Consider the following 24,624-nt stretch of genomic DNA (forward strand, 5'->3'; position numbering starts at 1 on the left):
TCACGCTGTTCAGTTAGACAGCGGCATTCGTCCTCCGGTCATCTAGAGGGAGTGCTGACGTAAAATCCCTTTAAGCCAACGGCAAAACTCTCGCGCCTCTAGAACATGCTTGCTATGGGCATTGACGTATGCGAGGTAGCTTGCACCTGAGGCAACTGCTTCATCGTCTGCGAGTACCAGCGTACCGCTGTTAAGTTGATCTCTGACAACTACTCGAGGTGCGATCAACAAGCCTGTACCCCCTATGGCTGCAGCGACCGCTAGAAAAAGGTGATCGTAAACGGCGCCTACGTTTAGTCGATCGACCGATATGTCCTTCGCTACCGCCCATACGGGTATGGCATCGGGTCTGGATTTGGCCGCTATCAAGGGCCAGTTGGGCAGTGTTTGGGCTTGCTGAGCTGCGACCATGGCCGGGGACCCAACGCATACTAATTCTTCTCTGATTAGCTCCCAGCTTTCGGTGTCTGGAAGGACTAGGTCGCGTGTAATCAGAACGTCGAATTCTTCCCGCGGCTGTGGGGGAGAAAGTGAGGTAATCAGATCGACCTGTAGCTTATGGCTCTCCATGAAAATGCCTAGCACTGGCACGACGACATTCATCGCGAAGCTTGGCATTGAAGTTCTCACGGTGAGTCGATCATGTTTGATCTGGCCTTGGATCATTTGCTGGGTTGCCAGCTCAATGGTCGCCACGGCATCTCTTACGGCTTCGTAGAACTGGGCGCCTGCCGGAGTGAAAGCGATCTGCGGGCCTCGCCGCTCGAAAAGCGCTACCCCTGTCAAGCCCTCCAGCGTAGCGATGTGTCTGCTCACTGCGCTTTGAGTGATACCCAGCGCCGCGCCTGCTCGGGTGAAATTTCCATACCGACCCGCCGCAGCCAGTACTCGGATGGCCACCATTGGTATGTCAGATTTTTCTACCATGACTTTTACTCATCATTGCACTGCGTAAAACGGGTGCTGGCCGAGTTCTGAAATCTTACGTTCACTTTATGCCTACTACCATCATGGCTCAATTCAGCGATGGGGTGCGGTATGGGCAAGCGCAGAGTTTTATCATGTTTAACACTCATCCTCGGATCAATGATGCAGATGTCAGCAAATGCCGCTGATGTAGTTTTGTATTCATCGAACGATGTGCAAACGGTCAGTGCACTCGTTGATCGGTTCGAACGGGAAAACCCCGATATTCAAGTCTCGGTTGTACGGGCAGGCACCGGCGCGCTGATGCAGCGAATCAAGGCCGAGGCAGCCAACCCGTTAGCCGACGTTTTCTGGTCTGGCGGTCTCTCAACCATCGGCGCCTACACGGAGCAGCTTGAGCCTTATCAATCTTCAGAGCGAGAGGCCGTGCCCAGTGAGTATCGGAGCCCTGAAGGTGTATTCCTCGGGACCAATATTCACGTAACCGTATTGATGGCCAATGACCGCCAGGTTCCTGGTGGCGAGCTGCCAAAGGGATGGGCAGAGCTGGCCGACGAGAAGTGGAAGGGCAAAATTGTCATTCCAGACCCTAAGTTCAGCAGCGCCTCCTATGTCGCCTTGTTTGGGCTGAAGGCGCTTGTAGGCGAAAAGGTCTACGCACGGATTGTGCGTAACGCGATCATCGTCGGCACCACATCTGCTGCCTACCAGGGCGTGGCTAATGGTGAGTTTGCCGTAGCCGTCACCATGGAATATGCCGCTTACCAATATGTGGCAGGCGGGCACCGCGACGTCCACCTGGTCTACCCCGACGAAGGCACCTTCCTTTCGCCTGAAGGGATGGCGCTGATAAAAGGCGGTAAGCATCCCGCTGAGGCCCGCAAGCTTTATGACTTTCTGGCGTCGGCTCCCGTGCAGACCGAGATTTTCAAAAGTGCCTTCCGCCGCCCCGTGCGCAACGACATCGATGTAAGCACGCTATCGAAGCTGCCATCGCTCGCGGACATCAAGATCATCACGCTTGACGACAAGCGGATGGAGGCCGAGCGCGCCGAGTTCCTTTCTCAATGGAGCGAACTGGTTTCCGCCCACTAATCCACTTGGCCAGGAATCGAACATGCAGATTTCATTCGAAGGTATCGACCAGAGCTATGGTGGGCATGCCTTGTTCAAGCAGTTGGATCTGATCATACCGAGCGGGCAGTTCTTTACGCTGCTTGGTCCGTCAGGATGTGGCAAAACGACGTTGCTGCGCATGCTCGCTGGATTCGTTCGAGCGGATCGAGGCCGCATTCTATTTGGCGAAGAAGACGTCTCTAACGTGCCGGTGCACCGGCGTGATGTAGGGATCGTGTTTCAGGACTACGCATTGTTCCCGGACCGCTCGGTCCTGGCCAATGTTGCATATGGTCTGGCTGCACGGGGCATCACCAAGGCGCAGGCAAATAACCGAGCGCTCGCCATGCTCAAGCGGGTAGGGCTCGAATCGCTTGCGGACCGCCCCCCGTCAGCGCTTTCCGGGGGCCAGAAGCAGCGCGTGGCGATGGCCCGCGCCTTGGTCATAGAGCCAAGACTGCTGCTACTTGACGAGCCGTTGTCTGCACTGGACGTCAAGCTGCGTGTCGAACTACGAAGCATGATCAGGGAGCTGCAGATCGAAGCGGGCATCACCACGGTGTTCGTTACGCACGATCAGGAGGAGGCACTCGCATTATCTGACCAGGTCGCCGTCATGGACCGCGGCAGGATCATACAAATAGGCGCTCCAGATGACATCTACGGCAAGCCCAACAGCGCGTTTGCGGCGGGCTTCGTAGGCAACGCGAACCTGATTCCTATCGTCAGGGAGCTCGACGCCGACAGCCAAGGCGACCGCTGTCTCGAAACGCCTGCGGGCCTCTTGTTCACTACGTGTAGCCGGCCTCTGAAACCCGGCGCATTTCTGGCTGTACGGGGTTCAGAGATCCGGCTGCTGAACCCTTCCCTGCCGAAACCCGGCGAACTCCCCGGCGTAATCGAGCATGTTGAATATCGTGGCAATACCATCGGTTACGTCGTAAAGACAGCGCTGGGTACGGTCAATGTCGACGCGTGGACATTTTCACAAACGTCAATCCGACGCAGGGGGGACGAGGTACTACTGGAATTGCCTCGCACATCACTGATCGTGGAGGCCGGCGCATGTTAGGCACCCTACGACGCGACCCTGTCTGGCTGGCTTTGGCGATTCTGTCGGTTTCGATACTGGCCTATTTCCTCCTGTGGCCGTTGGTGACGATGCTTGGCAGGTCTCTGGTTACGGAGGGTGGGCTCGATTTCAGTGGATACATACGCTTTTTCACCCAGCGCTCATATCGAGACGCGCTGACCAATACGCTTATTCTTGGCGCAGCCGTCACGATCTGCTCGATGATCGTGGGTGGCGGGCTCGCCATAGTGGCAGCGCGGTGCAGGTTCCCTTTTGCCGGTCTCGTCACGGTATTGCCGCTGGTCACACTGGTCATTCCAGACGTCGTCGTCGCAGCAGCATGGATTCTGGTGTTGGGCAAGCAGGGGCTAGTCAATAGCTGGTTGATGCCGCTCGGTATCGAACTGCCCAGCCTTTACTCCTGGTGGGGCCTGGTTTTCGTGATGACACTCAATAACTACGTGTATGCCTTCGTAGCGGTATTCGTCGGGCTGAAATCAATGGACCGCAATCTCGAAGAGGCCGCTCAGAGCTTGGGTCGTCCCATGGCAAGGGTGATCGCCGGCGTCACGCTGCCTATGTTGATGCCGTCGATTTTTGCTGGCGCGCTGATCGTGTTCACACACGTCATCGGCAGCTTCGGCGTGCCGGCCATTCTGGGGGCGCGCACGCCAGTGCTGGCCGTCAAGACGTACCACGAGTTCATCAGCGAAATGGGCGGCAACCCGCAGATGCAGACAACCATGGCTTCGCTGTTGGTGGTGCTCGGGGCAATAGCTTTATTGATCCAAAAGTGTGTTGTGGAGCGGCGCCAATTCCAGATGGAATCAGGGCGTGCACCGGCTCCTCTGGCTATTCGTGGCTGGCTTGCATCAGCGGCAACAGGCAGCGTGTTGCTGATCGTTGCCTTGTCGACTCTGCCGGCGCTGGTGGTAATCGTTACCGCTTTTACCCCCTCGTTCGGGCCTGTTCTGCAGTATGGCGATTTCACGTTCGACCACGTTCGGCACGTCCTGCTTCGCGCCCCTCAGCCGCTTTACAACTCATTAATGCTGGCTACAGCTGCAACGATAGCCGGCACCTTTTTCGCGGTGATTTGCGCTTACCTCATCGTTAAACGGCGCTCCGCACTGACCCACACTTTGGAGGTGCTGGTCACGCTGCCATTGACGATTGCAGGCACGGTTCTCGGTATAGCCCTGATCAACACATTCGGCAGCGGCACACTGGTACTGACAGGTACCTGGATGATCATGGCCCTGGCCTACTTCCTTAGGCGGGTGCCTACCAGCGTTCGTGCGGCGATCGGACCGTTGCACAACCTTCGGGACTCGATCGAGGAGGCCTCGATGAGCCTGGGGGTCAATCCGATCCGTACGTTCTTCAAAGTGGTTTTACCGGTCGTTTGGCCATCGGTTGCCGCCGCGGCGGTCCTTATGTGGGTCACCACGTTGTCCGAGCTGTCAGCCACGATCGTCCTGTATTTCGGGGGCATGAGCACCATGCCAATCGAAATTTTCCAGCAGGTCGACAGTGACCGAATGGGCCTCGCTTGCGCCTACAGCCTGCTTTTGCTTCTCATCATCTTCGTCCCGCTGGCCATCGCCAGGTGGGGCCTGCGCCTGAAAATAGGGAATATCGAATGACACTTTCCAGTACCGCTGACAGCGAGCGCGTTTTCCTTTCACAGCGAGTTCTTGGAGCGAAATCTTCCGCTACCAAAGAAATGACGCGTCTCGCGGGGCTAATGAGAGGGCAGGGTAAAGACATCATCACGCTGAGCCAGGGAGAGCCGGATTTCCCGACGCCTCGCCATATCTGCGAAGCGGCCAAGGCGGCGATTGACCGGAATGAATCACGTTATACGGAGGTGGCTGGAACCCTAGCGTTGCGGGAGGCGGTGGTTCGCAAGTTCCAGCGCGATAATGGGCTGACCTATACCCCGGATCAAATTCAGGTGGGCTGTGGCGCCAAGCAACTGCTGTACAACGCATTGCAGGCGACAATCGATCCTGGGGACGAAGTCGTAATTCCTACCCCGGCTTGGGTGTCATACCCGGAAATGGTTTCACTGGCGCAAGGTGTTCCAGTCATCGTGCGATGTGGGGCGTCGTCCGGTTTCAAAATCACGCCTGCTCAATTGGAGGACGCGATAACGCCGCGCAGCAAATGGCTGATGCTCAACTCGCCTTCCAATCCCAGCGGTGCGGTATATAGCCGGGCAGAGTTGGAGGCGCTGGGTGAAGTGTTACTTCGCCATCCTCATGTGTGGGTCATGTCAGACGACATCTACGAGAAGATCCGTTATGACTCGGAGCCATTCGCCACCCCGGCAGCAGTTGTCCCTGCACTGGCTGAGCGGACTTTGACGATCAATGGTGTCTCGAAGGCCTATGCGATGACCGGGTGGCGTGTCGGTTTCGGCGGCGGGCCTATCTCGTTGATCAAGGCAATGAATCTGATCCAGTCGCAATCTACTTCGCATACCAGTTCAATCAGCCAGGCTGCCGCCGTCGCCGCGCTCGATGGGCCGATGGACTTCCTGCCCACATTCATCGATGCATTTCGCAGGCGTCGTGACCTTGTCGTGCAGGCCCTGCGTGCGGTCCCGGGGCTCACATGCGACCTGCCCGAAGGCGCCTTCTACACCTTTCCCAGCTGCCATGGCCTGCTAGGCACCCGGGATCAGGTGGGCACTCTTATCGAAACAGATACCGATCTTGCGATGTACCTCCTTCGTTCTGCGGGCGTCGCCATCGTGCCTGGAAGTTCGTTCGGGCTACCCGGACATTTTCGAGTGTCGTACGCGGCCTCTGATGCCGAGCTGCAAGAGGCCATGACGCGGATAACGCGAGCATGCAAGCAACTGTGTTGATAGACGCAGCACCACGATTCCGGACTGGAGTTTCAAACCATGAATAAAAATCAGCTGTTTCGCCGTGCCCTTGAAAGTGGAACCCTCATGACCGCCATGGCCGCCCACAATCCGTTGGCCGCCAAATTGGCCGAGCAAGCGGGCTTCGATGCTGTTTGGGGCAGCGGCTTCGAGCTTTCTGCCAGCTATGCCGTACCAGATGCCAACATACTGTCTTCCGGGGTGCACCTAGGCATGATGCGCGCGATTGCATCGGTGGTATCCGTTCCACTCATTGCCGATATCGACACAGGCTTTGGTAACGCCGTCAACGTGAGCTATGTCGTGCCTCAATACGAGGCGGCGGGCGCGTCGGCGGTGGTGATGGAGGACAAAACCTTTCCCAAGGACACCAGTTTGCGTGCCGACGGACGCCAGGAGCTTGTCCGCATCGAAGAATTTCAAGGAAAGATTGGCGCCGCCGTGGATTCCCGGTGTGACAAGGATTTCGCGGTAATTGCTCGCACCGAAGCCCTGATTGCCGGGCTAGGCCAGGTGGAAGCGGTCAAGAGAGCCCTGGCATACGAAGAGGCGGGCGCCGACGCGATTCTGATTCACTCCAAGCAAAAGACGCCCGACGAAATCCTTGCTTTTATCAACGCATGGTCCGGGAAAATTCCATTAGTGCTCGTACCAACAGCCTACCCGCAGCTCACCGAAGCGGACATCGCCGCGCTGGGCAAGGTGAGTATCGTGATCTATGGAAACCATGCTGTCAGGGCTGCGGTGGGCGCTATGCGCCGGGTATTCGATCAAATAAGAAAAGACGGCGGCATTCGTGAAGTTGACAAAACTCTGCCTTCGGTGAGGAACATCATTTCTTTGCAAGGTGATGATGCCATGCGCCGTATCGAGGCGAACTATCTGCGCTGAGACGGCAGGAGAGCAATGCACCATTTAGTAGTTTGCCGGCACGTGCCAGCCTATGGAGATATGCAGTGAGTTCGGACAACACCATCAGCCTTGTCCCGCCAGCTGGGCCATTAATCGGCAGCGTAACTCTGCCGGGCTCCAAGTCGATCACCAATCGTGCCTTATTGCTGGCGGCCTTGGCCGATGGGCAGAGTCGGTTGACTGGCGCGCTTAAAAGTGATGACACGATGCATATGGCCGAAGCCCTTCGGCGGATGGGAGTAGGGATTGAGGAGCCTGACGATACGACTTATATGGTCACGGGAACGGGTGGATTAACTGTCCCCGACGGGCCGTTATTTCTAGGAAATGCTGGAACTGCCATGCGATTCCTGACCGCGGTATCCGTGCTTGCGCACGGCACAGTGGTGCTGACCGGAGATGCCTATATGCAGACCAGGCCTATCCAGGCATTGGTCGACGCGTTGGCTCACGCTGGCGTGACCATCACCGCTACGAACGGGAGCCCGCCCGTTCGCATCGAAGGGGCAGGGCGGTTGGACGTAAAACGTTTCGAAATTGACGGCCAGCTTTCCAGCCAGTTCGTCTCGGCGTTACTGATGCTGGCGGCGTGCGGGGAAGAACCGATCGAGGTCAGGCTCACAGGCAACGAGATTGGCGCTCGAGGCTATATTGATATTACGCTCGCCTGTATGCGTGCGTTCGGCGCTGAGGCCGTACAGGTGGCCAAGCAAACCTGGAGGGTTTCTCCCGGAGGTTATACCGCTGGCGACATCGTTATCGAACCTGATGCGTCCGCAGCGACCTACCTTTGGGCCATGGAAGCTCTCACAAGCGGGCATATAGCTCTTGGTAACCAAGCGCTCACTCAGCCCGACGCGGCGGCCTATCCACTAATCCGCAGTTTTCCGCAGATGCCACGCAGCATAAACGGTTCGCAAATGCAGGATGCGGTGCCAACCCTCGCTGTGCTTGCTGCTTTCAACGAGTGGCCGGTGCGGTTCACGGGCGTGGCCAACCTAAGGGTCAAAGAGTGTGATCGGTTGCAAGCACTCCACGCGGGTTTGAATGCCATCAGTCCAGGTCTGGCTACGTTAGAGAACGACGACTTGATTATTGATGCGCGCCCTCAACTAGCAGGAACGAGAGTTGGGACGCTGGTCGAAACCCATGGGGATCACCGTATGGCGATGAGCTTCGCGCTTGCAGGGCTACGCGTTGGGGGGGTGCTCATCCGCGATCCCGGGTGCGTCGCCAAAACTTTTCCCGGCTACTGGGATACTTTGGTCTCGCTGGGTGTTGAACTCGTTTGAGCCAGCTAAATATTTGCGCTTCCGGGCATGGTGACAGCTAGCGTCTTGCAGACATTGCGCGCTCCGCTAAGACGTGGCGATCAAGACTATGCGGATACAAAGACAATAAACGCCATAACCCATTCATGACGTGCCGCATTGATACCTTTGGCAGCCCGTATTGGTGGCACTAAAGTCCACGGCCCGAGCGGTGTCAGCTCCTGGCCGAAAGCTGTCCTTCATAACCAGCTGCTATCGGCCAAAATCGCCCGGAAGCCATTGACAACATAGGCTGCCGGCATCGCTCTGGCGTTAGCAGCAAAGACGGCGCTGCAGGCTTGAGGATGAGGGCGGCCCATACCTCTAAACATGCAATGGCACCGGTTCGTGACGGCAATACATCCCGCCAGCGCCAGGCGAGCGGCAAGCCCTGAGGGCCTGCTGCCGTTCAGTTGACTGCCGCCACCACTTACAGCGTTGCGATGGTGCCGCCGTCGATACGGTGCTCGGACCCCGCGATCGACGCGGCTCGGGGTGAGGCAAGGAAGACGATCAGATCGGCCACCTCCTGGGGCTTGGCCGGCCTGCCCAGTGGGATGCCGCCAATCGACTCCATGACGATTCGCTTGCCGCCTTCGTAGTCGGTTCCCGCTTGTTCGGCCAGCCGCTCTGCCAGTCTTACCGATGCCTCGGTCTCGATCCATCCAGGCGCGACGCTCAGCACACGCACGCCCTTAGGCGTCACCTCCCGTGCCAGGGCCTTGCTGTAGGTGGTGAGCGCGGCCTTGGCGGCGGCGTAGGCGGTGGTGGACTCCGGCAGCGGCAGCATGCGCTGGATCGAACTCACATGGATGATCACGCCCGCACCCTGGGCCAGCATGGCTGGCAACAGGGCGCGATCCAGGCGCACGGCAGGCATCAGGTTCACGTTCAGTTCTGCCAGCCACTGCTCGTCGCTGATGGCGGCAAAGCCACCACCGGGTGTGCTTGAACCGCCGAGTACGTTGATCACGATATCCACACCGCCCCAGCTATCGAGAACGGTCCGTGCGAGCCGAGCCACGCCTTGTGCGGTGGTCAGGTCGGCGCCGATATAGGTGACGCCGTCCACCTGTGGCGCTGATACGTCGCGCGCCGAGGTCGCCACCCGGGCGCCCGCGTCCACGAGGGTTTGCACCACTGCGGCGCCAAGGCCCTGGGTGCCGCCGGTGACGACGGCGCGCAGGCCATCGAGTTGCAGGTCGAAGCTCATGCCCTGATCTCCAGCGAGGCGATCAGGCCGCGTTCGAGGCGAAAGCGGTACGCCAGGACGGTCGGGCTGCCAGGGAAGTTGCCGGTGACGGTGGCGCGCACGAGCTGGCAGCCATCTTCGCGCTCGATGGCGAAGGGCACGCTGGTGGCGTTGTACCTGGCCGATGCCTCGGCCATGAAGGCCTTGATGGCCTCGATACCCGTGTAGGTGTGGCCGACGTCGTTCATCACCGCTTGCGGCGTGAAACACTGCGCCAGGGCTTGAGGATTGTGTTCGGCGGCGAAGTAGGCAGCAATCGGTTCGGGGAGGGTGAGGGCATGCATGGTGGTCGCTCCAAGGGGTCAGTGACAGCCCTAGGATGCGCAGCGGACAGAATTAAATTAATCCCCTAGAATCAGCATTGGCTATGTAGGTAAGAATGCATAATGCGTGGATCCGATTTTGCTGAGCTGAAAGCCTTCGTGGCCATCGTCGAGCGGCAAAGCTTCGCCCGCGCGGCAGAGCACCTGGGCCTCTCGCCCTCGGCTCTGAGCCAGACCATTCGGCAGCTCGAAGCGCGTCTTGGCACACGCCTGCTCAATCGCACCACCCGCAGCGTAGCCCCTTCGGCCAGTGGCGAGCGGCTCTACGGCCGAATCGCGCCCCTGTTTCGAGAGATGGCCGTTGCAGTGGCCGAAGCCAGTGAGGCGACGGGGCAGATAAGCGGCACCCTGCGCATCAATACGCCTGGGATCGCCGCCAGAACCCTGATCGCCCCGCGGTTGGCCCGCTTTCACCAGGCGCACCCTGAGGTGCTGCTCGACATCGTGGTCGACGACGGGCTGGCCGACATAGTGCTTGGCCGGTTTGACGCGGGCATCCGGGTGGGCGGCCGGCTCGAGAAGGACATGGTGGCCCTGCGCCTCACCCCGGACCTGAACATGGTCGCGGTGGCATCCGCGGACTACCTGGCACGGCGCGGCACGCCGCAGTCACCGGCCGAGTTGCAGGATCATGCCTGCATCAACTGGCGGTTGCAGATGGACGGCAGGCCCTATCGCTGGGAGTTTCAGGCGCGGGGGCAGCCACTGGACGTGGCGGTCGACGGCCCCGTCGTCACCAACCACCCGGACATCGGCATCGCGGCCGCCCTCCAGGGGCTCGGCATTGCCTACCACTTCGAAACAGAAGGGGTGGGTGAGCTCTTGGCCCAGGGGCGGCTGGTGCAAGTCCTGGCCGACTGGTCGATCTCGCGGCCGGGGCTGTTCCTCTATTACCCGAACCGCCAACACCGACCAGCCGCCTTGGGGGCGTTCATCGACTGCCTGCTGGATAGGCCACCGTTTGCTCGGCCCTGGGTCGAAAACCCCGTTGCTGAGTAAGCGGCAGGGGAGGTGAGGGCAACGACGAAGGCAAAAGCGGATTCGCGTGACGACGCGGCATGTAGGCCAGGCACCCGGCTCTTCACCCGCGGCGCTTCACTCGAGGCCGACGGCAATCAGCAGGGAAGGGTGGCCACGAACTCGGTGCCATGGGCGTCGTTCGAGGTCACCTCGAGGGTTCCACGGTGGCCTGCACATATTTGCTTGGCGATGTAGAGCCCCAGGCCCAGGCCTTCCTGGCGGCGGCCTACTTCGAGCCGTCGGAATGGATGAAACAGGGAGGGGAGCACGCCTTCGGGGATGGCGACGCCGCGGTTGTGCACGGACAGCACCAGGCTTTGGCCGACCGTGTGGATACGCACCTCCACCGGCTCGCCCTTCGCCCCATGGGTAATGGCATTGTCGACCAGGTTGGAGAGCAATTGCGCCAATCGTTCGGGGTCGCAATGCAGCCCGGATGGAATGCACAGCGTGTCGAGGATCACCGCGCGAGGGTGCACCACCCTGAGCTCCATAAGCACGGCCTCGAGCTGCTCCTGTAGATTGTCTGTCATCACAGGTCTGACGGGGATGCCGCCGCCCAATTCGCCACGGGCGAAATCGAGTACGTCCTCGATCAGAACGCCCATGCGTATCGCGCTCTGGCGTACCGCCCGAATCAACTTCAGGCTACTTGGCTCATCGACCCTGGTTTCGAGCAACTCGGCACTTAAACGCACCGCACTCAAAGGGGTACGCAGGTCGTGCCCCAGCACCGCCACGAACTGCTCGCGCAGTAAGCCCGCTTCATTGGCCTGCGCGAGCGCCTGTTCGGAGATCAGCAAGTCCTTGTGCAGATCAAGGTTCATGGCGATCAACTGGGCGTAGAGCTCCATGGTTTTCAGCACGCTGCTTTCATCGAAGCTGGCGGGCGTCGGGTCTATCGCGCAGAGCGTGCCGAAGAACTGTCCGCCCGGGGTGACGATGGGGATGGAGACGTAACTCTCGAGGCCATACAGCTTCGGGGTGTGGTGCACCGAGAAGAGCGGGTGGGTGCTCGCTTGGGTGAAGATCACCGGCTTTCGATTCTGGCGGATCTCATGACAAATCGTGGTTTCCAGGTCGAGCTGGCTGCCAGGCATCAAGCCGAAATCAATGGAGTCATCGACCGCGCATGTCACCCAATGCTTGTCGGTAACCCGCGCAACGGCTGCGAAACCCATGCCAGTCGTTCGTTTGACCATTTCGAGGATCAGCGGCACGCACTCGATTTTCTGAACTGCTGCAATAGCCGCCGAAAAGTCTGGCGCGTCCTGATGCGTTGGGAGGGGGTCGGTCACGGGTTTGTAATCGCTGTAGGAAGGCGCATCGAGGCGGAGAAGCTGCAGCTCCCGTAAGAAGCTCCAGGCAGGGCACAGCAAGGCTTAGGCTAAGCTGCGCTGCAGGTATTGTCCACTTCGGGCGACGGTGCGCATCGGGGGCTGCAACCTTCTCGGCCTACAGGCGATGGGCAAGACAGGATCGATCAAGGCTCAGTGCGATGACACGAAGGGCGAGGCGGTTCTCGGTGCCGGAAGTGCATAGGTCTGTTTCATCCACGCCACCTCCGCTATGGGGGTGCGTCCGAAGAGGCGTTTGAAGTCGCGGCTGAATTGCGAGGCGCTTTCATAACCGACCATAAAGGCCGATTTAGCCGCTGTCAGGTCGTTACGCAGCATCAGTAAGCGTGCTTGATGCAACCGCGTCGACTTGAGGTACTGCATGGGCGAAGAATCGGTCACCTTGCGAAAATGCAGATGAAAGTTGGGAACGCTCATCTGCGCTTCCTGGGCCAGGGTTTCTACATCCAGATGCTCGTGGTAGCAGCGGTGGATCTTGTGAATGGCGCGCGTCACCTTGCCGAACTGACCCTGCTGGGCGATGGCCGCGCGTAGAGTGGCGCCCTGATCGCCGGTGAGGATGCGGTAGTAGAGCTCGCGCACCATCGCCGGACCGAGAATTTGCGCGTCGGTGCGGTCGCCCATGACTTCCAGAAAACGCAGCGTCGACTGGCGCAGCGGTTCATCCATGGGTGAAGCGTACATGCCCATAGGCTGAGCCACGCTGATGTTGCAAACCTCATCCACCTGCTGAATCAGCTCGCCGGCCAGATTGAAATCCAGGCGCATGTACACCGCCAACATTGGCTCTGCCTCGCTGGCGTCGGTCTCCATGGTAAAGGGCACTGGCACCGACACCACGAGATAGTGCTGGGCGTCATAGACGTAAACGTCATCACCCAGATAGCCGCGCTTCTGCCCCTGGCAGAGGATGACGATGCCCGGTTCATATAAAACCGGAGTACGCGACAGCGGCCGGCTGCAACGCAGAAAACGCACATCGTCCAGCGGACTCAGGTTGTAACCCTCCTGCGGTGCAAGCTGGCCCATCAACTGCACCATTCGTGCGGTACTCGGGTCCTTGGATTTCGGCATCGATTCACGTCCTCCACGTTTCATGCTCAGCCGTCGGTAGAACAGCTAAGCGCTTCCCATTGCTCAATACTCTCCGCGGTTCGGCGCAGCTTTTCACGCACCAGAGCCAGGGCGTCGCTGCCAAGCAGCAGTTGAGCCGGTGGGTTGGGGCTGGCGATGATCGTCAGCATGGCGCGTGCGGCTTTCTGCGGGTCGCCCAGTTGATGGCCGCTTTTTTCCTCACGGGCTTTTCGCACCGGGTCGAAAGTCGCATCGTAGTCACTGATGCTGCGCGGCGTACGCTGCATCGACCGACCTGCCCAATCGGTTCGGAATGAGCCCGGCGCCACGGCCGTGACGAAAATATTGAAGGGTGCAAGCTCCTTGCTCAAGGTGTCGGAGATGCCCTCCAGCGCAAATTTGCTGCCGCAGTAATAAGCAATGCCCGGCATGGTGATATAGCCGCCCATGGACGTGATATTGAGGATATGCCCCGCCCGCCGCCGGCGGAAATACGGCACGAACGCCTTGGTCACCGCTACTGCGCCGAATACGTTGACGTCGAACTGGCGGCGCATTTCTGCCAACGACGACTCCTCGAAAATCCCCTCGTGGCCATAACCCGCATTGTTGACCAGCACATCCACCGGCCCGTACTGGTCCTCAACGGCGGCGACCACGGCGTCGATGGCATCGAAGTGGGTAACGTCCAGCACCACACCCTGGGCTCGCTCAGGCAAGAGCGCCTGAAAGCTTGCCAGAGCGGCTTCGCTGCGAACGGTGCCGATCACGCGATGGCCCTGAGCGAGAGCTTCCTTGGCCAAGGCCTGGCCGAAGCCGCTGCTGACGCCGGTGATGAAAAAGGTTTTCTCCGCACGCATGGGGTGCACTCCTGAACATACAAGGTGTGGCCATGCTAGGAAGGGGAGTGCTCGGTGGGTATGCCTGATCGGATTTTAGTATTGCCTGATCCTATCGGAGTGACGGGTGAGTACCCCCTGAAGTCCACTGGCAAATACCGAGGGCAAAGGAAGAAAGGCGACGCACTCATTTGGCCTGCGCTCGCTGCCACCGCGTCGGAGCTGGGTCGTTTTTTAGCTTGCTGAAACGTTTCATCAAGTTTATAAAAATGCCACAACTTCAAGAAAGGCACCCGTTATGACCCCGCTCAAACTCTTCGTTGCCCTCAGCGCACTGTCCGCTGCCTCCCACGCCATGGCCTGGGATTACGTGCTGCTCGACACCGACAAAGCCGCCGAGAACTGGCAGATCACCAGCCAGCAACTCGGACTGAAAACCGACAAACCCTTCAGCGTAACCCTGCGTACCTTGCACGGCGGACGGCAGGAGGGCGTCAGCATCGTCGACATCGATAACGGCACGATGAAGCTTTCCGTGGTGCCGACTCGCGGCATGAACGTCTTGCAGGCCTCGGTCGGCAACGTGCGCATGGGCTGGGATTCCCCGGTCAAGGAAGTGGTCAACCCGGCCTTCATCGAACTCAATGGCCGCGGTGGCCTGGGCTGGCTGGAAGGGTTCAATGAGCTGGTCACCCGCTGCGGCTACGAGTGGGTCGGCCACCCCGGCATGGACAACGGCGAATTGCTGACCCTGCACGGTCGCGCTGCCAACATCCCGGCAAGCAAAGTCACCCTGCATATCGATGAAAAGCCGCCCTACGCCATCACCCTGCGCGGCGAACTGAAAGAACAGGCGTTCAAGAAGGTCGACTTCTCGGTGGCCACCGAACTGGTCACCGAACCCGGCAGCGTGGTGTTCGCCCTCAACGACACCCTGACCAACAACGGCGACTACCCGAAGGAATACCAGGCGCTGTACCACAGCAACTTCAGCACCCCGTTTCTGGAGCAGGGCGCTCGTTTCGTCGCGCCGGTGAAACAGGTGTCGCCGTTCAACGACAAGGCCAAGGACGATCTGCCCGACTGGCAAACCTACCGCGCACCGACCCGGGACTACGATGAAACGGTCTACAACGTGGTGCCCTATGCCGATGCCAAGGGCGATACCTTGACCGTGCTGCATAACAAGGCCGGCAGCCTGGGCGTTTCGGTCGGCTTCAATACCCAGACACTGCCGGTGTTTTCCCTGTGGAAAAATACCGATACCCAAGGCCAGGGCTATGTCACGGGGCTGGAGCCGGGCACCAGTTTTTCCTACAACCGCCGCTATCAGCGGCCACTGAACCTGGTACCGACCATTGGGCCCAAGGAACACAAGCAGTTCCGCATCAGCTACAGCTTGTTGAAGGACAAGGCGGCGGTGGACAAGGCCTTGAAGCAGGTGAGCGAGATTCAGGATGGGCGGCAGACCGAGGTGCGGCAGACGCCGTTGGTTGACCTGACCAAAGGGTGACACCCGGCTAGAGCACCGTCGGCCGACATTGCAGCCCCTCGGCCACGTGCTCGCGTCTGATCCCGGCGGCGTGTTCAAGGCCCGCCAGCGAGCGTGCGACCTTGGGCAGCCGATGGGCTGCTCGCAATGACTGGGTCAGTGCCCGCTCTTGCTCGGTAGGCGCTGTTGTCGATGGCAGCTATCGGCCAGAAGCGGACATGGGAGCCTACAAAAACTGGGCGATTCACCCATACTCGCCACGAATATAGCCTGTCACAACCCACCACGAGCCTCCTCATGCGTATTCGAGAAAAGCTGTTTCCCTGGTCACTACTCCTCATCGTGCTGGGCTCCGAGGCGGCTACGCCCGGCTCGGTCGACAAAGCGGTGAACCTTTTTGAATCGGAGCAATATCAGGCATCTATCCAAGAGGCAAATCGGGTACTGGAGGAGCACCCTGATGACAGCCAGGCCCTGAATATCAAAGCTCTGTCAGTTTCCATTCTAGGCGATGACGAGACAGCAATCCGCCTTGTGTCCCAGGCCCTTGAAGCCTCCCGTAAGAATGAACAAGCAACAATTGCTCAGCAGTCTGATTACTGGAATAACCTTGGCTACTTCAGCGAGCGACAGCGCAACTTCGAGGCAGCGCTGGGCTACCACAAGAAATCACTGGAGATGCGACTGGCTGCTTTTGGCGACAAGGATCTGCGCACTGCCGATAGCTACAACAACATCGGCACAACGCTGAGCAGATTGGGACGCTATGACGAGGCGTTTGAATACTTGAACAAAAATCTGACCTTGAGGGAGCGTTTACTCGGGCCGAATGATCACGGGGTCGCGGTCGCAGTAAACAACCTGGGTAACGTCTATAATTTGAAGGGTGACTTTGAGCGCTCTCTGCCGCTTTTTGAGCAGGCGTTGGATATTGATCTGCGCCTGTATGAGCCAGATCACCCGATCATTGCCGCGCGCTGGAACAATGTGGGCGACGCCTTGCGCGGGCTGGGCAGGCACGATGAAGCGAAGCTATTTCTGAGCAAGGCACTGGAAAGTGACCTTGCCACGTTTGGTGAGAGCCATCCGAAAGTGGTGCTGCGCTACACCAACTTGGGACGAACCAATGAGGCTCGGGGTGATACGCTCGAGGCCAGCGCCGCCTATACAAAAGCCCTGCAGATATTGCGGAATTTCTACCCTGGGGATCTAGAGCAGATTGACTTCCTCGAGTCGAAGATCAAGACATTGAAGGCTACCTCCGGCTGACTGAGATGATCGTTTCTAAGATCATCCGCTACTCAAACTGAATCGGCCCAGCATCGGTAGATACTCGATGACCGCTTTTGGCCGCAAGCAGCCCTAGCCAGAGCCCTCAGCGATCATTTACGGCCCGTTCCACCCATCGCCGATCTGATGCTTACCCGGCACCTTTCTGAGAAACTGAAAGCCGACCATACTGCAAAGACAACGTCGCGCGACAACACCTCTTTTCTCACCTTCACGTGAACGAGACTGCGGACAAGATTCCGTGGCCGTCGGGAGATCCATTTGCTTACCGTTCCTGTGGATCTGCTGGGTGATGATCATCTGTCTCATGTGCTCGATGCCAGTGAGCGGCTGGCCGGGGCGGTATCGGTCGACGAGGTCGTCGCCATATTGCGGGACACCGCGCGCGCCATGGCGGGCGCCGAGGGTATCGCGGTGGTCATCGAAAACGATGGCTGCTGCGCCTATGTAGCCGAAGACGCGGTCGCACCGCTTTGGCAGGGCCAGCGCTTCCCGGCCGAGCAGTGTATTTCCGGCTGGTCGATGCATCACCGCGAGACGGTGGCGATCCGTGACGTTCGGCTCGACCCCCGCATTCCGCAGGCGGCTTATGCCAAGACCTTCGTGCGCAGCCTGGTGATGGTGCCCATTGGCAGGCCGGTGGCGATCGCCGCGCTGGGCGCTTATTGGTCCGATGTTCGCGATCACGCCGCCGATACCATCAAGCGCCTGGAAGCCCTGGCGCAATTGGCAACCATTGCCATCGAGAACGCGCGCCTGACTCAGGCGCGCAATCGTGAGGTCGCCATTGGCGCGGCGCAGAAAAGGATCCTCGAACTGGCGGTAGAGGAAACCGCGCTGAACGTCACTCTGGATGCGATCGTTCGCGAGGTGGACGGGCTGTCCATGTCGGGCTTGCTGGGCGGCATCCTGCTGATCAGCGAGGGTGGCGGGCACCTGGAGCATTGCGCCGGGCCGGGCCTGCCGCGCGCCTACAATGAGGCCAGCCAGGGCATCGCCATCGACCCGGGCGCCGTGACCGCGCTAGCCGACATCACCCATGACCCGAGCTGGGCCGCTTTACGCGACCTGGCCCGTGGCCACGGCCTGCACATTTGCTGTTCGATCCCGATCCGGTCGGCGCAGGCCACGCTGCTCGGCGCATTCGTGTTGTACCACCACGAGCGCCGCGAACCGTTGCCGGCGGATACCGAGATCATCGACTTCGTGGCGCACACGGTGGGGCTGATCGTGCACCGTGCGCGTGCGGATTCGGCGATTCGTATCAGCGAAGCGCGGCTGCGCCTGGCCGTCGATCACGCCGATGTAGGCTTCTGGGATGTGGATCTGGTCCATAACACCCTGGTTTGGCCGGCGCAGACCAAGGCCATGTTCGGTATCTCGGCGAACGTGGATGTGACCCTGCAGGACTTTTATGACGGCCTGCATCCCGAGGATCGCGAAGCAACGATCAGCGCCTTCACCGCCGCCGCCGACCCCGAGCGGCGTGCGCTCTACGACGTCGACTACCGTACCATCGGCCGCGAGGATGGCCTCGTGCGCTGGGTGGCGGCCAAGGGGCGTGGGGTGTTCGACGCGGCCGGCCGCTGTCTGCGCGTTACCGGCACGGCGATTGAAATCACCGCCCGCAAGGCGGCCGAAGAGGAGCTGCGCGAGCTCAACGACACCCTGGAAAGGCGAATCGCCGCAGCCATCGCCGAGCGCGAGGAAGTTCAGAAAGCGTTGCGCCAGAGCCAGAAGATGGAGGCCATGGGGCAGCTTACCGGCGGCGTCGCCCATGACTTCAATAACCTGCTCACGCCGATCGTCGGCACCCTCGACATGCTCCAGCGCCGCGGCGTGGGCGGCGAGCGAGAGCAACGGCTGATCTCCGGCGCCATGCAGTCGGCCGAGCGCGCCAAGACGCTGGTGCAGCGCCTGCTGGCCTTCGCGCGCCGCCAGCCGCTGCAGACGGTACCGGTCGACGTGGCCAAGCTGGTCGCTGACATGGGCGATCTGCTGGCCAGCACCACCGGGCCGCAAATCAAGGTGATCGTCGAGGCGCCGGAGAATCTGCCCGCCGCCATCGCCGACCAGAACCAGCTCGAGATGGCTTTGCTCAATCTCTCCGTGAACGCCCGTGACGCGATGCTCGAGGGCGGCACGATTCGTATCTCGGTGAGCACCGAGCCGGTTGCCGAGGGGCACCGCTCGAAGCTGCCTGCCGATCGCTATCTGTGCCTGTCCGTGGCGGACACCGGCACCGGGATGGACGCCGCGACGCTTGCCTGCGCGGTGGAGCCGTTCTTCTCGACCAAGGGCGTGGGCAAGGGGACCGGGCTCGGGCTTTCCATGGTGCACGGGCTGGCATCCCAGCTCAACGGCGCGCTGACCATCCAGAGCTCGCCCGGGCTCGGCACCAGCGTCGAGCTGTGGCTGCCGTGCAGTGCCTCCGAGCCGGCAGCGGCGTTGCGCATCGTCGAGGCCAGCGAGCCGCAACTGACGCGCGGCATCGCCCTGCTGGTCGATGACGAGGAACTGGTGCGCGCCAGCACCGCCTACATGCTGGCCGAGCTGGGCTATCGGGTGATCGAGGCCACCTGCGGCGAGGAGGCCATGCAGCTGGTGGCTAACGGGGAGCCCTTCGACCTGCTGGTCACCGACCACCTGATGCCGGGCATCAATGGCACCGACCTGGCCCGCATGGTGCGCACCTCGCGGCCTGGCATCGCCATCCTGCTGGTCTCCGGCTATGCGGAACGTGAGGGGCTCGACCCGGAGCTGCCACGCCTTACCAAGCCGTTCCGCAAGCGCGAACTGGCGGCGAGCCTTGCCCAGCTGCACGGCGAAACCCTGGACGAGGGCGCTGAGCGCTAGCGACCTGGGCGTTGTCGTGGCAAGCGCTGCAAATGGGCAGGGGGCAGGCCTCTGCCGGTGGCGAGCAATTGGTATCGGGCGGTCGATGCTCCATACTTCGCCCTCGTCTCTGTCAGTGGAATTGATCATGCAAAAGCCTGGGGCTGGTACCCGAGCTGCTCAGGCAGACCGCACCCGCACGGCCATTCTCAAAGCCGCGGTCAAGGTGTTCAGTCGCCAGGGCTATGCCGGCGCGCGCACCGAGCAGATCGCCAGCCAGGCGCAGTGCAACGAGCGGATGATCTATTACTACTTCGGCAGCAAGGACGAGCTGTTCGTCAGCGTGCTGGAGCATATCTACGCCCAGTTCAACCGCGCTGAGGCACGCCAGCGCTTCGACCTGGCGGATCCGCGGCAGGCGATCCGCGACCTGGTGGCCTTTACCTGGAACTACTACCTCAAGCACCCGGAGTTCATCACCATCCTGGGCACGGAGAACCTGTTGCAAGGCGCCCATGCGCGCAAGTCGAGCAACCTGCGGGCGCTCTCCGGAACGGCGGTGGGCATGCTCGAACCGATCGTCAGGGCGGGCCAGCAGCAGGGGCTGTTTCGTGAGGACATCGATATCCGCCACGTGTATCTGATGATCGCCTCGCTCTGCTACTTCTATAACTCGAACCTGCACACCCTGAGCTGCTTTCTCGACGATGCGCTGGCCTCGCCGAAGGAGAAGCAGCACTGGCTGGAGTTCATCAGCGACCTGGTACTGCGCGGGTTGGCGCGAGCGGGCGAGGGCGCCTAGCTCGCCTTCGCGTCGTCAGTGGCTGCCCGGGTTGGCGCGCACGTGGGCGACCTTTTCCGGCAGGTTTTTCCAGGCCGGTTGCTCGCCGGCGAAACGCTGGCGCAGGTAGCCGGCCAGGTCCGCCACCTGGCGGTCGCTGAGGTTGTCCTTGAATGCCGGCATGTAGCCCAGATCGGGCGTGGCCGGTTTGTCGATGCCATGCAGGATGACTTTCAACAGGTTGTCGGGGACGGCGCTGTGGACGTTGCTGTTGACCGCCATCGACGGGCTGACGCCGAACAGCTGCGGCCCCTTGCCGTCGCTGTGACAGGCCTGGCAGGCACCTTCGAAGATCCGCTGGCCACGATTGAGGGACAGGGTGTCGACGCTGCTGGCGGTGACCGCTGCGTTGCTCGCGCTGGCGCCGGTATCCAGTGACACCAGATAGTGGGCGATGGCCTCCACGTCAGCCTTCGGCAGCATGGCCAGTTCGCTGACCACCGGCCCCATGGGCCCGGCTGCCACGCCGTGCTGGCTGGAGAAACCGCTGCTCAGGTACTCGCTCAGCTCGGCCTCCGTCCAGGGTACGCCACTGCTGCTCAAGGCATTCAGGGCCGGCGCCTCCCAGCCGTCGACCACGCCGCCAGCCAGGAAGGATTTGCCGGTTTTCTCCGCACCCAGCAGGTTGCGCGGCGAGTGGCAGGCGGCGCAGTGGCCCAGGCCGTTGACCAGATAGGCGCCGCGGTTCCACTGCTCGGTGCGGCGGGTGTCGGCCTGGTATTCGCCGCGACCAAGGAACAACGCGTTCCAGCCGGCCATCAGGGGGCGGATATTGAACGGGAAGCTCATCTGGTTGGCGGGGGCGGCTTGCTGCACCGGCGCCTGGGACATCAGGTAGGCGTAGAGCGACTGCATGTCGGTGTCGCTGATATTGCGAAAGGCGGTGTAGGGAAAGGCCGGGTAAAGGTGGTGACCGTCGCGGCTGATGCCTTCGCGCATGGCGCGTTCGAAGGCGCCGAACGACCAGCTGCCTATACCGGTTTCCCGATCCGGGGTGATGTTGGTGCTGTACAGGGTGCCGAACGGCGTCTCCATGGCCAGGCCGCCGGCGTTGGTGGCGCCGCCCGGGGCCGTGTGGCACACCGCGCAATCACCGGCCGCTGCCAGCAGGCGGCCGCGCTCCAGGGTTGCCGTGGACCAGGTGCCCGGCGCGGCCGGTGCCACCGGGGCGATTTCGGCGCGCCAGGGCATGGCCGTGGCGAGCAGGCCCAGGGCGGTGCCGAATACACCGGCCAGGCCGCCCAGCCACCATTTGCTGCGTTTCTTGCCGGTTGTCGTGGCCGCTGCGTCTTCACCTGGGGATCCGCCATTGAGGGCGGCGCGCACCCGTTCGGCGGTGATCGGCAGTTCGCGAAAGCGCAGGCCGGTGGCGTCATAGATCGCATTGGCGATGGCTGCGGCGCTGGGTACCGAGGCCGACTCGCCACTGCCCATGGGCGGCTCGCTCTGGCGCGGCATCATCATCACGTCGATGGCCGGCACTTCCGGGAAGGTGAGGATCGGGTAGGTGCCCCATTCGCTGCTGGCGACCTTGGACTCCTCGAACTGCACCTGCTCCTTGAGCACCCGGCTGGTGGACTGCACCACGTTGCCGTGGATCTGGTGGCGTACGCCGTCGGGGTTGATCATCATGCCGGCGTCGTGGCCGATCACCACGCGGGTCACCGCCACTTCGCCGGTGCGCTTGTCCACCGCCACGTCGGCGACCCAGGCCGCCCAGGCCGCGCCGAAGCCGGGAAACTTGCTGTGGATGTAGCGCGCGTAGGCGAAGCCGCGACCGCGCAGCACGTCGCCCTCGGCGGGTGTCTGCTGCGGCTGGGTGTGGGGTTGCCAGTCGGCGCGCCTGGCGGTGGCTTCGATCAACTCCTTGGCGCGAGGATCTTCGAGGTGCTGCAGGCGGTATTGCACGGGGTCGACGCCAGCCGCGAAGGCCAGCTCATCGATATACGACTCATGGGCGAAGCTGTTGGGCAGCGCCGACACCCCGCGCATCCACGACGCACGCACCAGCGGCGCCATGTCGTTGATGGTCACGCGCATGTGTTGGTAGTCGTAGGGCGGGATCGAGGTGCGGTCGCCCATCTCGAACATCATCGGTAGCGGCTCGACCCGACCGGTCAGCAACAAGGCCAGGGTCGGCGCGCCGTTGGACGGGTAGCTGGTCTGGAAGTCATAGGCGCTGATGCTGCCATCGGCGTTCAGGCCGCCGTCCACTTCCATCAGCTGCGCGGTGCCCTTGGGCTCCCACACGTGTTCCTGTTCGCGGGTCAGCTGCACGCGCACCGGCTTGCCCACGGCGCGCGACAGCAGCAGCGCATCGGCACAGACGTCGTCGGCGCAGTTGCGGCCGTAGCAGCCCGAGGCCTCCATGCGAATGATCTCGATCTGGCGCTCGTCGCACTCCAGCAGCCAGGCCAGGTCGGCGCGCAGCAGGTGCGGATTCTGCGTGCCAGACCAGACCCGCGAATGCTGCTCGTTGTAGTCGGCCAGGGCGCAGGACGGGCCGATGGAGGCGTGCAGCTGGTAGGGCCACAGGTAGGTGCGGGTCAGGCGTTGGTCGGCATCCTTCAAGGCCTGTTCGACGTCGCCCTTGTCGAGCACGGTGCGGGCGATGCGCGGGTTGTCGCGAATCGCCTGGGCGACATCACGCAGGTCGGGCAACTTCTGCTGCCAGGGTTTCCACTCGATGCGCAGTTGTTGGGCGGCGCGAATGGCCTGCTCCTCGCGCTCGGCGACCACACCGACGAAGTCGCGGATCACCACCACGGCGACGATACCGGGAAGCTCGGCGATGGAGCTCTCATCCACCGAGAGCAGGCTGTTGCCGACGAAATCGCCGCTGTCGTAACCGGCATAGGGTGGGCGAATGACGCGGCCGTGGAGCATGCCGGGCAGGCGCATGTCGTGCACGTAGGTCAGCTCGCCGGTGGCCTTGGCCGGAATGTCGACCCGCGCTGCGCCCTGGCCGACCAGGCGGTATTCGCTGGCGGGTTTGAGCGGCGCCGCACCACTGATTTGCAGGCGAACATGCCCGCCGGTGACCAACTCACCGAAGCCGAGCTGGCGGCCATCGGGATGGCTGAACACACCGTCCTCCAGGCTCAGTTGTTCGCCCGGCGTCTGCCAGCGTTCGCTGGCAAGGTTGAGTAGATGACGGCGCGCTTCGGCGGCGGCGTTGCGCAAGGGCACGGCGCTGATCTGGATGGTCGCGCTGGCGATGGTGGCGCCCTGGTTGGGCGCGCGCTCGGTATCGCCCAGCACCATCTCGACCTGGTCCAGTTGCAGGTACAGCTCTTCGGCGACGATCTGCGCCAGGGAGGTGCGAATACCCGTGCCCAGGTCCACGTGGCCGTTGAAGGCGTACACCTTGCCGGCCCCGGTGATGGCCAGGAACAGGCCCAGCTCCTCTGGTTTGAGCGTGGCGCTCTGGCCCTTGGGCATCGGGCCGGACGGTGGCTGGATGGTGTCGACGACCAGCAATACGTCGGGCTGGGCCAGCCATTGCTCGAGGGTCAGCTGCATGGGGTGTCTCCGTACGGGGCGGCCGGGCGGCCAGCGGCGCGCAGGGCGGCGCGCATGATTTCGACGTGGGTGCCGCAGCGGCACAGGTTGGCGGACAGCTCGCGGCGCAGCTGGTCGTCACTGGGGTTGGGGTCGCGCAGTAGCAGGGCCTTGATGGTCATGATCATGCCGTTGAGGCAGTAACCGCATTGCGCTGCCTGCTCGGTGATGAAGGCTTGTTGCACCGGATCAGGGCATTGCCGACTGCCGAGGCCTTCCAGCGTGGTAACGCTGCGGCCTACGGCGCCGCCGACGGGGAATACGCACGAACGGGTAGCGCGGCCATCGACGATGACCGTACAGGCGCCGCATTCACCGAGGCCGCAGCCGTACTTGGGGCCATTGAGGGCCAGATCGTTGCGCAGGATGTACAGCAGTGGGGTCTGCGGTTCAGCGCTGAGCTGCACCGCCTGGCCATTCACCTGCAGGTTCAGGGTCTTTTCCATGGATGCCTTGCTGCCTTGTGTGCCCGATCCCGGCGTTACCGCAATACTCAGGAAATCGGC

The 24,624-nt window shown here is 61.5% G+C and carries 19 protein-coding genes and 1 pseudogene; 11 read left to right on the plus strand and 9 right to left on the minus strand.

What is annotated here, in order from left to right; genetic code table 11:
- Positions 1 to 42: 42 nt before the first annotated feature.
- Positions 43 to 927, minus strand: a complete 885-nt coding sequence (locus tag QYS36_RS24030; protein ID WP_374990466.1) for a LysR family transcriptional regulator — start codon at positions 925 to 927, stop codon at positions 43 to 45.
- Positions 928 to 1,038: 111 nt separating this feature from the next.
- Between QYS36_RS24030 and QYS36_RS16195 the strand changes: the two genes are divergently transcribed.
- The 6 genes from QYS36_RS16195 (at position 1,039) to QYS36_RS16220 (ending at position 8,215) form a co-directional block, all read left to right on the plus strand.
- The gene (locus QYS36_RS16195) at positions 1,039 to 2,022 is read left to right on the plus strand and encodes an ABC transporter substrate-binding protein (protein WP_308840453.1); all 984 of its coding nucleotides are present in this window, start codon (positions 1,039 to 1,041) and stop codon (positions 2,020 to 2,022) included.
- 22 nt (positions 2,023 to 2,044) lie between these two features.
- Positions 2,045 to 3,115, plus strand: coding sequence for an ABC transporter ATP-binding protein (locus tag QYS36_RS16200; protein WP_308840454.1), 1,071 nt, complete (start codon positions 2,045 to 2,047; stop codon positions 3,113 to 3,115).
- Positions 3,109 to 4,761 carry an iron ABC transporter permease gene (locus QYS36_RS16205; protein ID WP_308840455.1) on the plus strand — a complete coding sequence of 551 codons (1,653 nt, stop codon included), beginning with the start codon at positions 3,109 to 3,111 and terminating at the stop codon, positions 4,759 to 4,761. Before QYS36_RS16200 ends, QYS36_RS16205 begins: the two co-directional genes overlap by 7 nt.
- Positions 4,758 to 5,990 (plus strand): pyridoxal phosphate-dependent aminotransferase, encoded by a 1,233-nt coding sequence (locus QYS36_RS16210; RefSeq protein WP_308840456.1) that lies wholly within the window; start codon positions 4,758 to 4,760, stop codon positions 5,988 to 5,990. The genes QYS36_RS16205 and QYS36_RS16210 overlap by 4 nt, the downstream gene beginning before the upstream one ends.
- Before the next feature lie 39 nt (positions 5,991 to 6,029).
- Complete coding sequence (locus tag QYS36_RS16215) at positions 6,030 to 6,902, plus strand: phosphonopyruvate hydrolase (protein ID WP_308840457.1); 873 nt, start codon at positions 6,030 to 6,032, stop codon at positions 6,900 to 6,902.
- A 65-nt stretch (positions 6,903 to 6,967) separates the two neighbouring features.
- Complete coding sequence (locus QYS36_RS16220; RefSeq protein ID WP_308840458.1) at positions 6,968 to 8,215, plus strand: 3-phosphoshikimate 1-carboxyvinyltransferase; 1,248 nt, start codon at positions 6,968 to 6,970, stop codon at positions 8,213 to 8,215.
- A gap of 448 nt (positions 8,216 to 8,663) precedes the next feature.
- Here the strand turns inward: QYS36_RS16220 and QYS36_RS16225 are convergent, their stop codons facing one another.
- Complete coding sequence (locus tag QYS36_RS16225; protein ID WP_308840459.1) at positions 8,664 to 9,446, minus strand: SDR family oxidoreductase; 783 nt, start codon at positions 9,444 to 9,446, stop codon at positions 8,664 to 8,666.
- On the minus strand, positions 9,443 to 9,769 hold the full coding sequence (locus QYS36_RS16230) for a nuclear transport factor 2 family protein (RefSeq protein ID WP_308840460.1): 327 nt from the start codon (positions 9,767 to 9,769) through the stop codon (positions 9,443 to 9,445). Before QYS36_RS16230 ends, QYS36_RS16225 begins: the two co-directional genes overlap by 4 nt.
- Before the next feature lie 102 nt (positions 9,770 to 9,871).
- Here QYS36_RS16230 and QYS36_RS16235 point away from each other — a divergent pair, with 102 nt between their 5' ends.
- Positions 9,872 to 10,807, plus strand: a complete 936-nt coding sequence (locus tag QYS36_RS16235) for a LysR family transcriptional regulator (protein ID WP_308840461.1) — start codon at positions 9,872 to 9,874, stop codon at positions 10,805 to 10,807.
- Positions 10,808 to 10,923: 116 nt separating this feature from the next.
- Here QYS36_RS16235 and QYS36_RS16240 read toward each other — a convergent pair whose 3' ends face one another.
- The 3 genes from QYS36_RS16240 to QYS36_RS16250 form a co-directional block, all read right to left on the minus strand.
- Positions 10,924 to 12,126 carry a GAF domain-containing sensor histidine kinase gene (locus QYS36_RS16240; RefSeq protein ID WP_308840462.1) on the minus strand — a complete coding sequence of 401 codons (1,203 nt, stop codon included), beginning with the start codon at positions 12,124 to 12,126 and terminating at the stop codon, positions 10,924 to 10,926.
- 192 nt (positions 12,127 to 12,318) lie between these two features.
- Entirely contained in the window at positions 12,319 to 13,260 is a 942-nt protein-coding gene (locus tag QYS36_RS16245) for an AraC family transcriptional regulator (RefSeq protein WP_308840463.1), read from the minus strand.
- Between the two features lie 26 nt (positions 13,261 to 13,286).
- Entirely contained in the window at positions 13,287 to 14,120 is an 834-nt protein-coding gene (locus tag QYS36_RS16250) for an oxidoreductase (protein WP_308840464.1), read from the minus strand.
- 277 nt (positions 14,121 to 14,397) lie between these two features.
- Here QYS36_RS16250 and QYS36_RS16255 point away from each other — a divergent pair, with 277 nt between their 5' ends.
- Positions 14,398 to 15,612 carry an aldose 1-epimerase family protein gene (locus QYS36_RS16255; RefSeq protein WP_308840465.1) on the plus strand — a complete coding sequence of 405 codons (1,215 nt, stop codon included), beginning with the start codon at positions 14,398 to 14,400 and terminating at the stop codon, positions 15,610 to 15,612.
- A gap of 7 nt (positions 15,613 to 15,619) precedes the next feature.
- Here the strand turns inward: QYS36_RS16255 and QYS36_RS16260 are convergent.
- Positions 15,620 to 15,751, minus strand: a pseudogene (locus tag QYS36_RS16260) (Mg chelatase-like protein); the annotation flags it as partial.
- A gap of 137 nt (positions 15,752 to 15,888) precedes the next feature.
- Between QYS36_RS16260 and QYS36_RS16265 the strand changes: the two are divergent.
- The 3 genes from QYS36_RS16265 (at position 15,889) to QYS36_RS16275 (ending at position 20,518) form a co-directional block, all read left to right on the plus strand.
- Positions 15,889 to 16,860 carry a tetratricopeptide repeat protein gene (locus tag QYS36_RS16265; RefSeq protein WP_308840466.1) on the plus strand — a complete coding sequence of 324 codons (972 nt, stop codon included), beginning with the start codon at positions 15,889 to 15,891 and terminating at the stop codon, positions 16,858 to 16,860.
- 282 nt (positions 16,861 to 17,142) lie between these two features.
- Positions 17,143 to 19,737 (plus strand): ATP-binding protein, encoded by a 2,595-nt coding sequence (locus QYS36_RS16270; protein WP_308840467.1) that lies wholly within the window; start codon positions 17,143 to 17,145, stop codon positions 19,735 to 19,737.
- 127 nt (positions 19,738 to 19,864) lie between these two features.
- Positions 19,865 to 20,518, plus strand: a complete 654-nt coding sequence (locus QYS36_RS16275; RefSeq protein WP_308840468.1) for a TetR/AcrR family transcriptional regulator — start codon at positions 19,865 to 19,867, stop codon at positions 20,516 to 20,518.
- 15 nt (positions 20,519 to 20,533) lie between these two features.
- Here the strand turns inward: QYS36_RS16275 and QYS36_RS16280 are convergent, their stop codons facing one another.
- Both QYS36_RS16280 and QYS36_RS16285 read right to left on the minus strand, forming a co-directional pair.
- Positions 20,534 to 24,079, minus strand: coding sequence for a molybdopterin cofactor-binding domain-containing protein (locus QYS36_RS16280; RefSeq protein ID WP_308840469.1), 3,546 nt, complete (start codon positions 24,077 to 24,079; stop codon positions 20,534 to 20,536).
- Complete coding sequence (locus QYS36_RS16285) at positions 24,070 to 24,564, minus strand: 2Fe-2S iron-sulfur cluster-binding protein (protein WP_308840470.1); 495 nt, start codon at positions 24,562 to 24,564, stop codon at positions 24,070 to 24,072. Before QYS36_RS16285 ends, QYS36_RS16280 begins: the two co-directional genes overlap by 10 nt.
- Positions 24,565 to 24,624: the final 60 nt, after the last annotated feature.

The organism is Pseudomonas sp. G34, assembly GCF_031119625.1.
In the GTDB taxonomy this organism is placed as follows: Bacteria; Pseudomonadota; Gammaproteobacteria; order Pseudomonadales; family Pseudomonadaceae; genus Aquipseudomonas.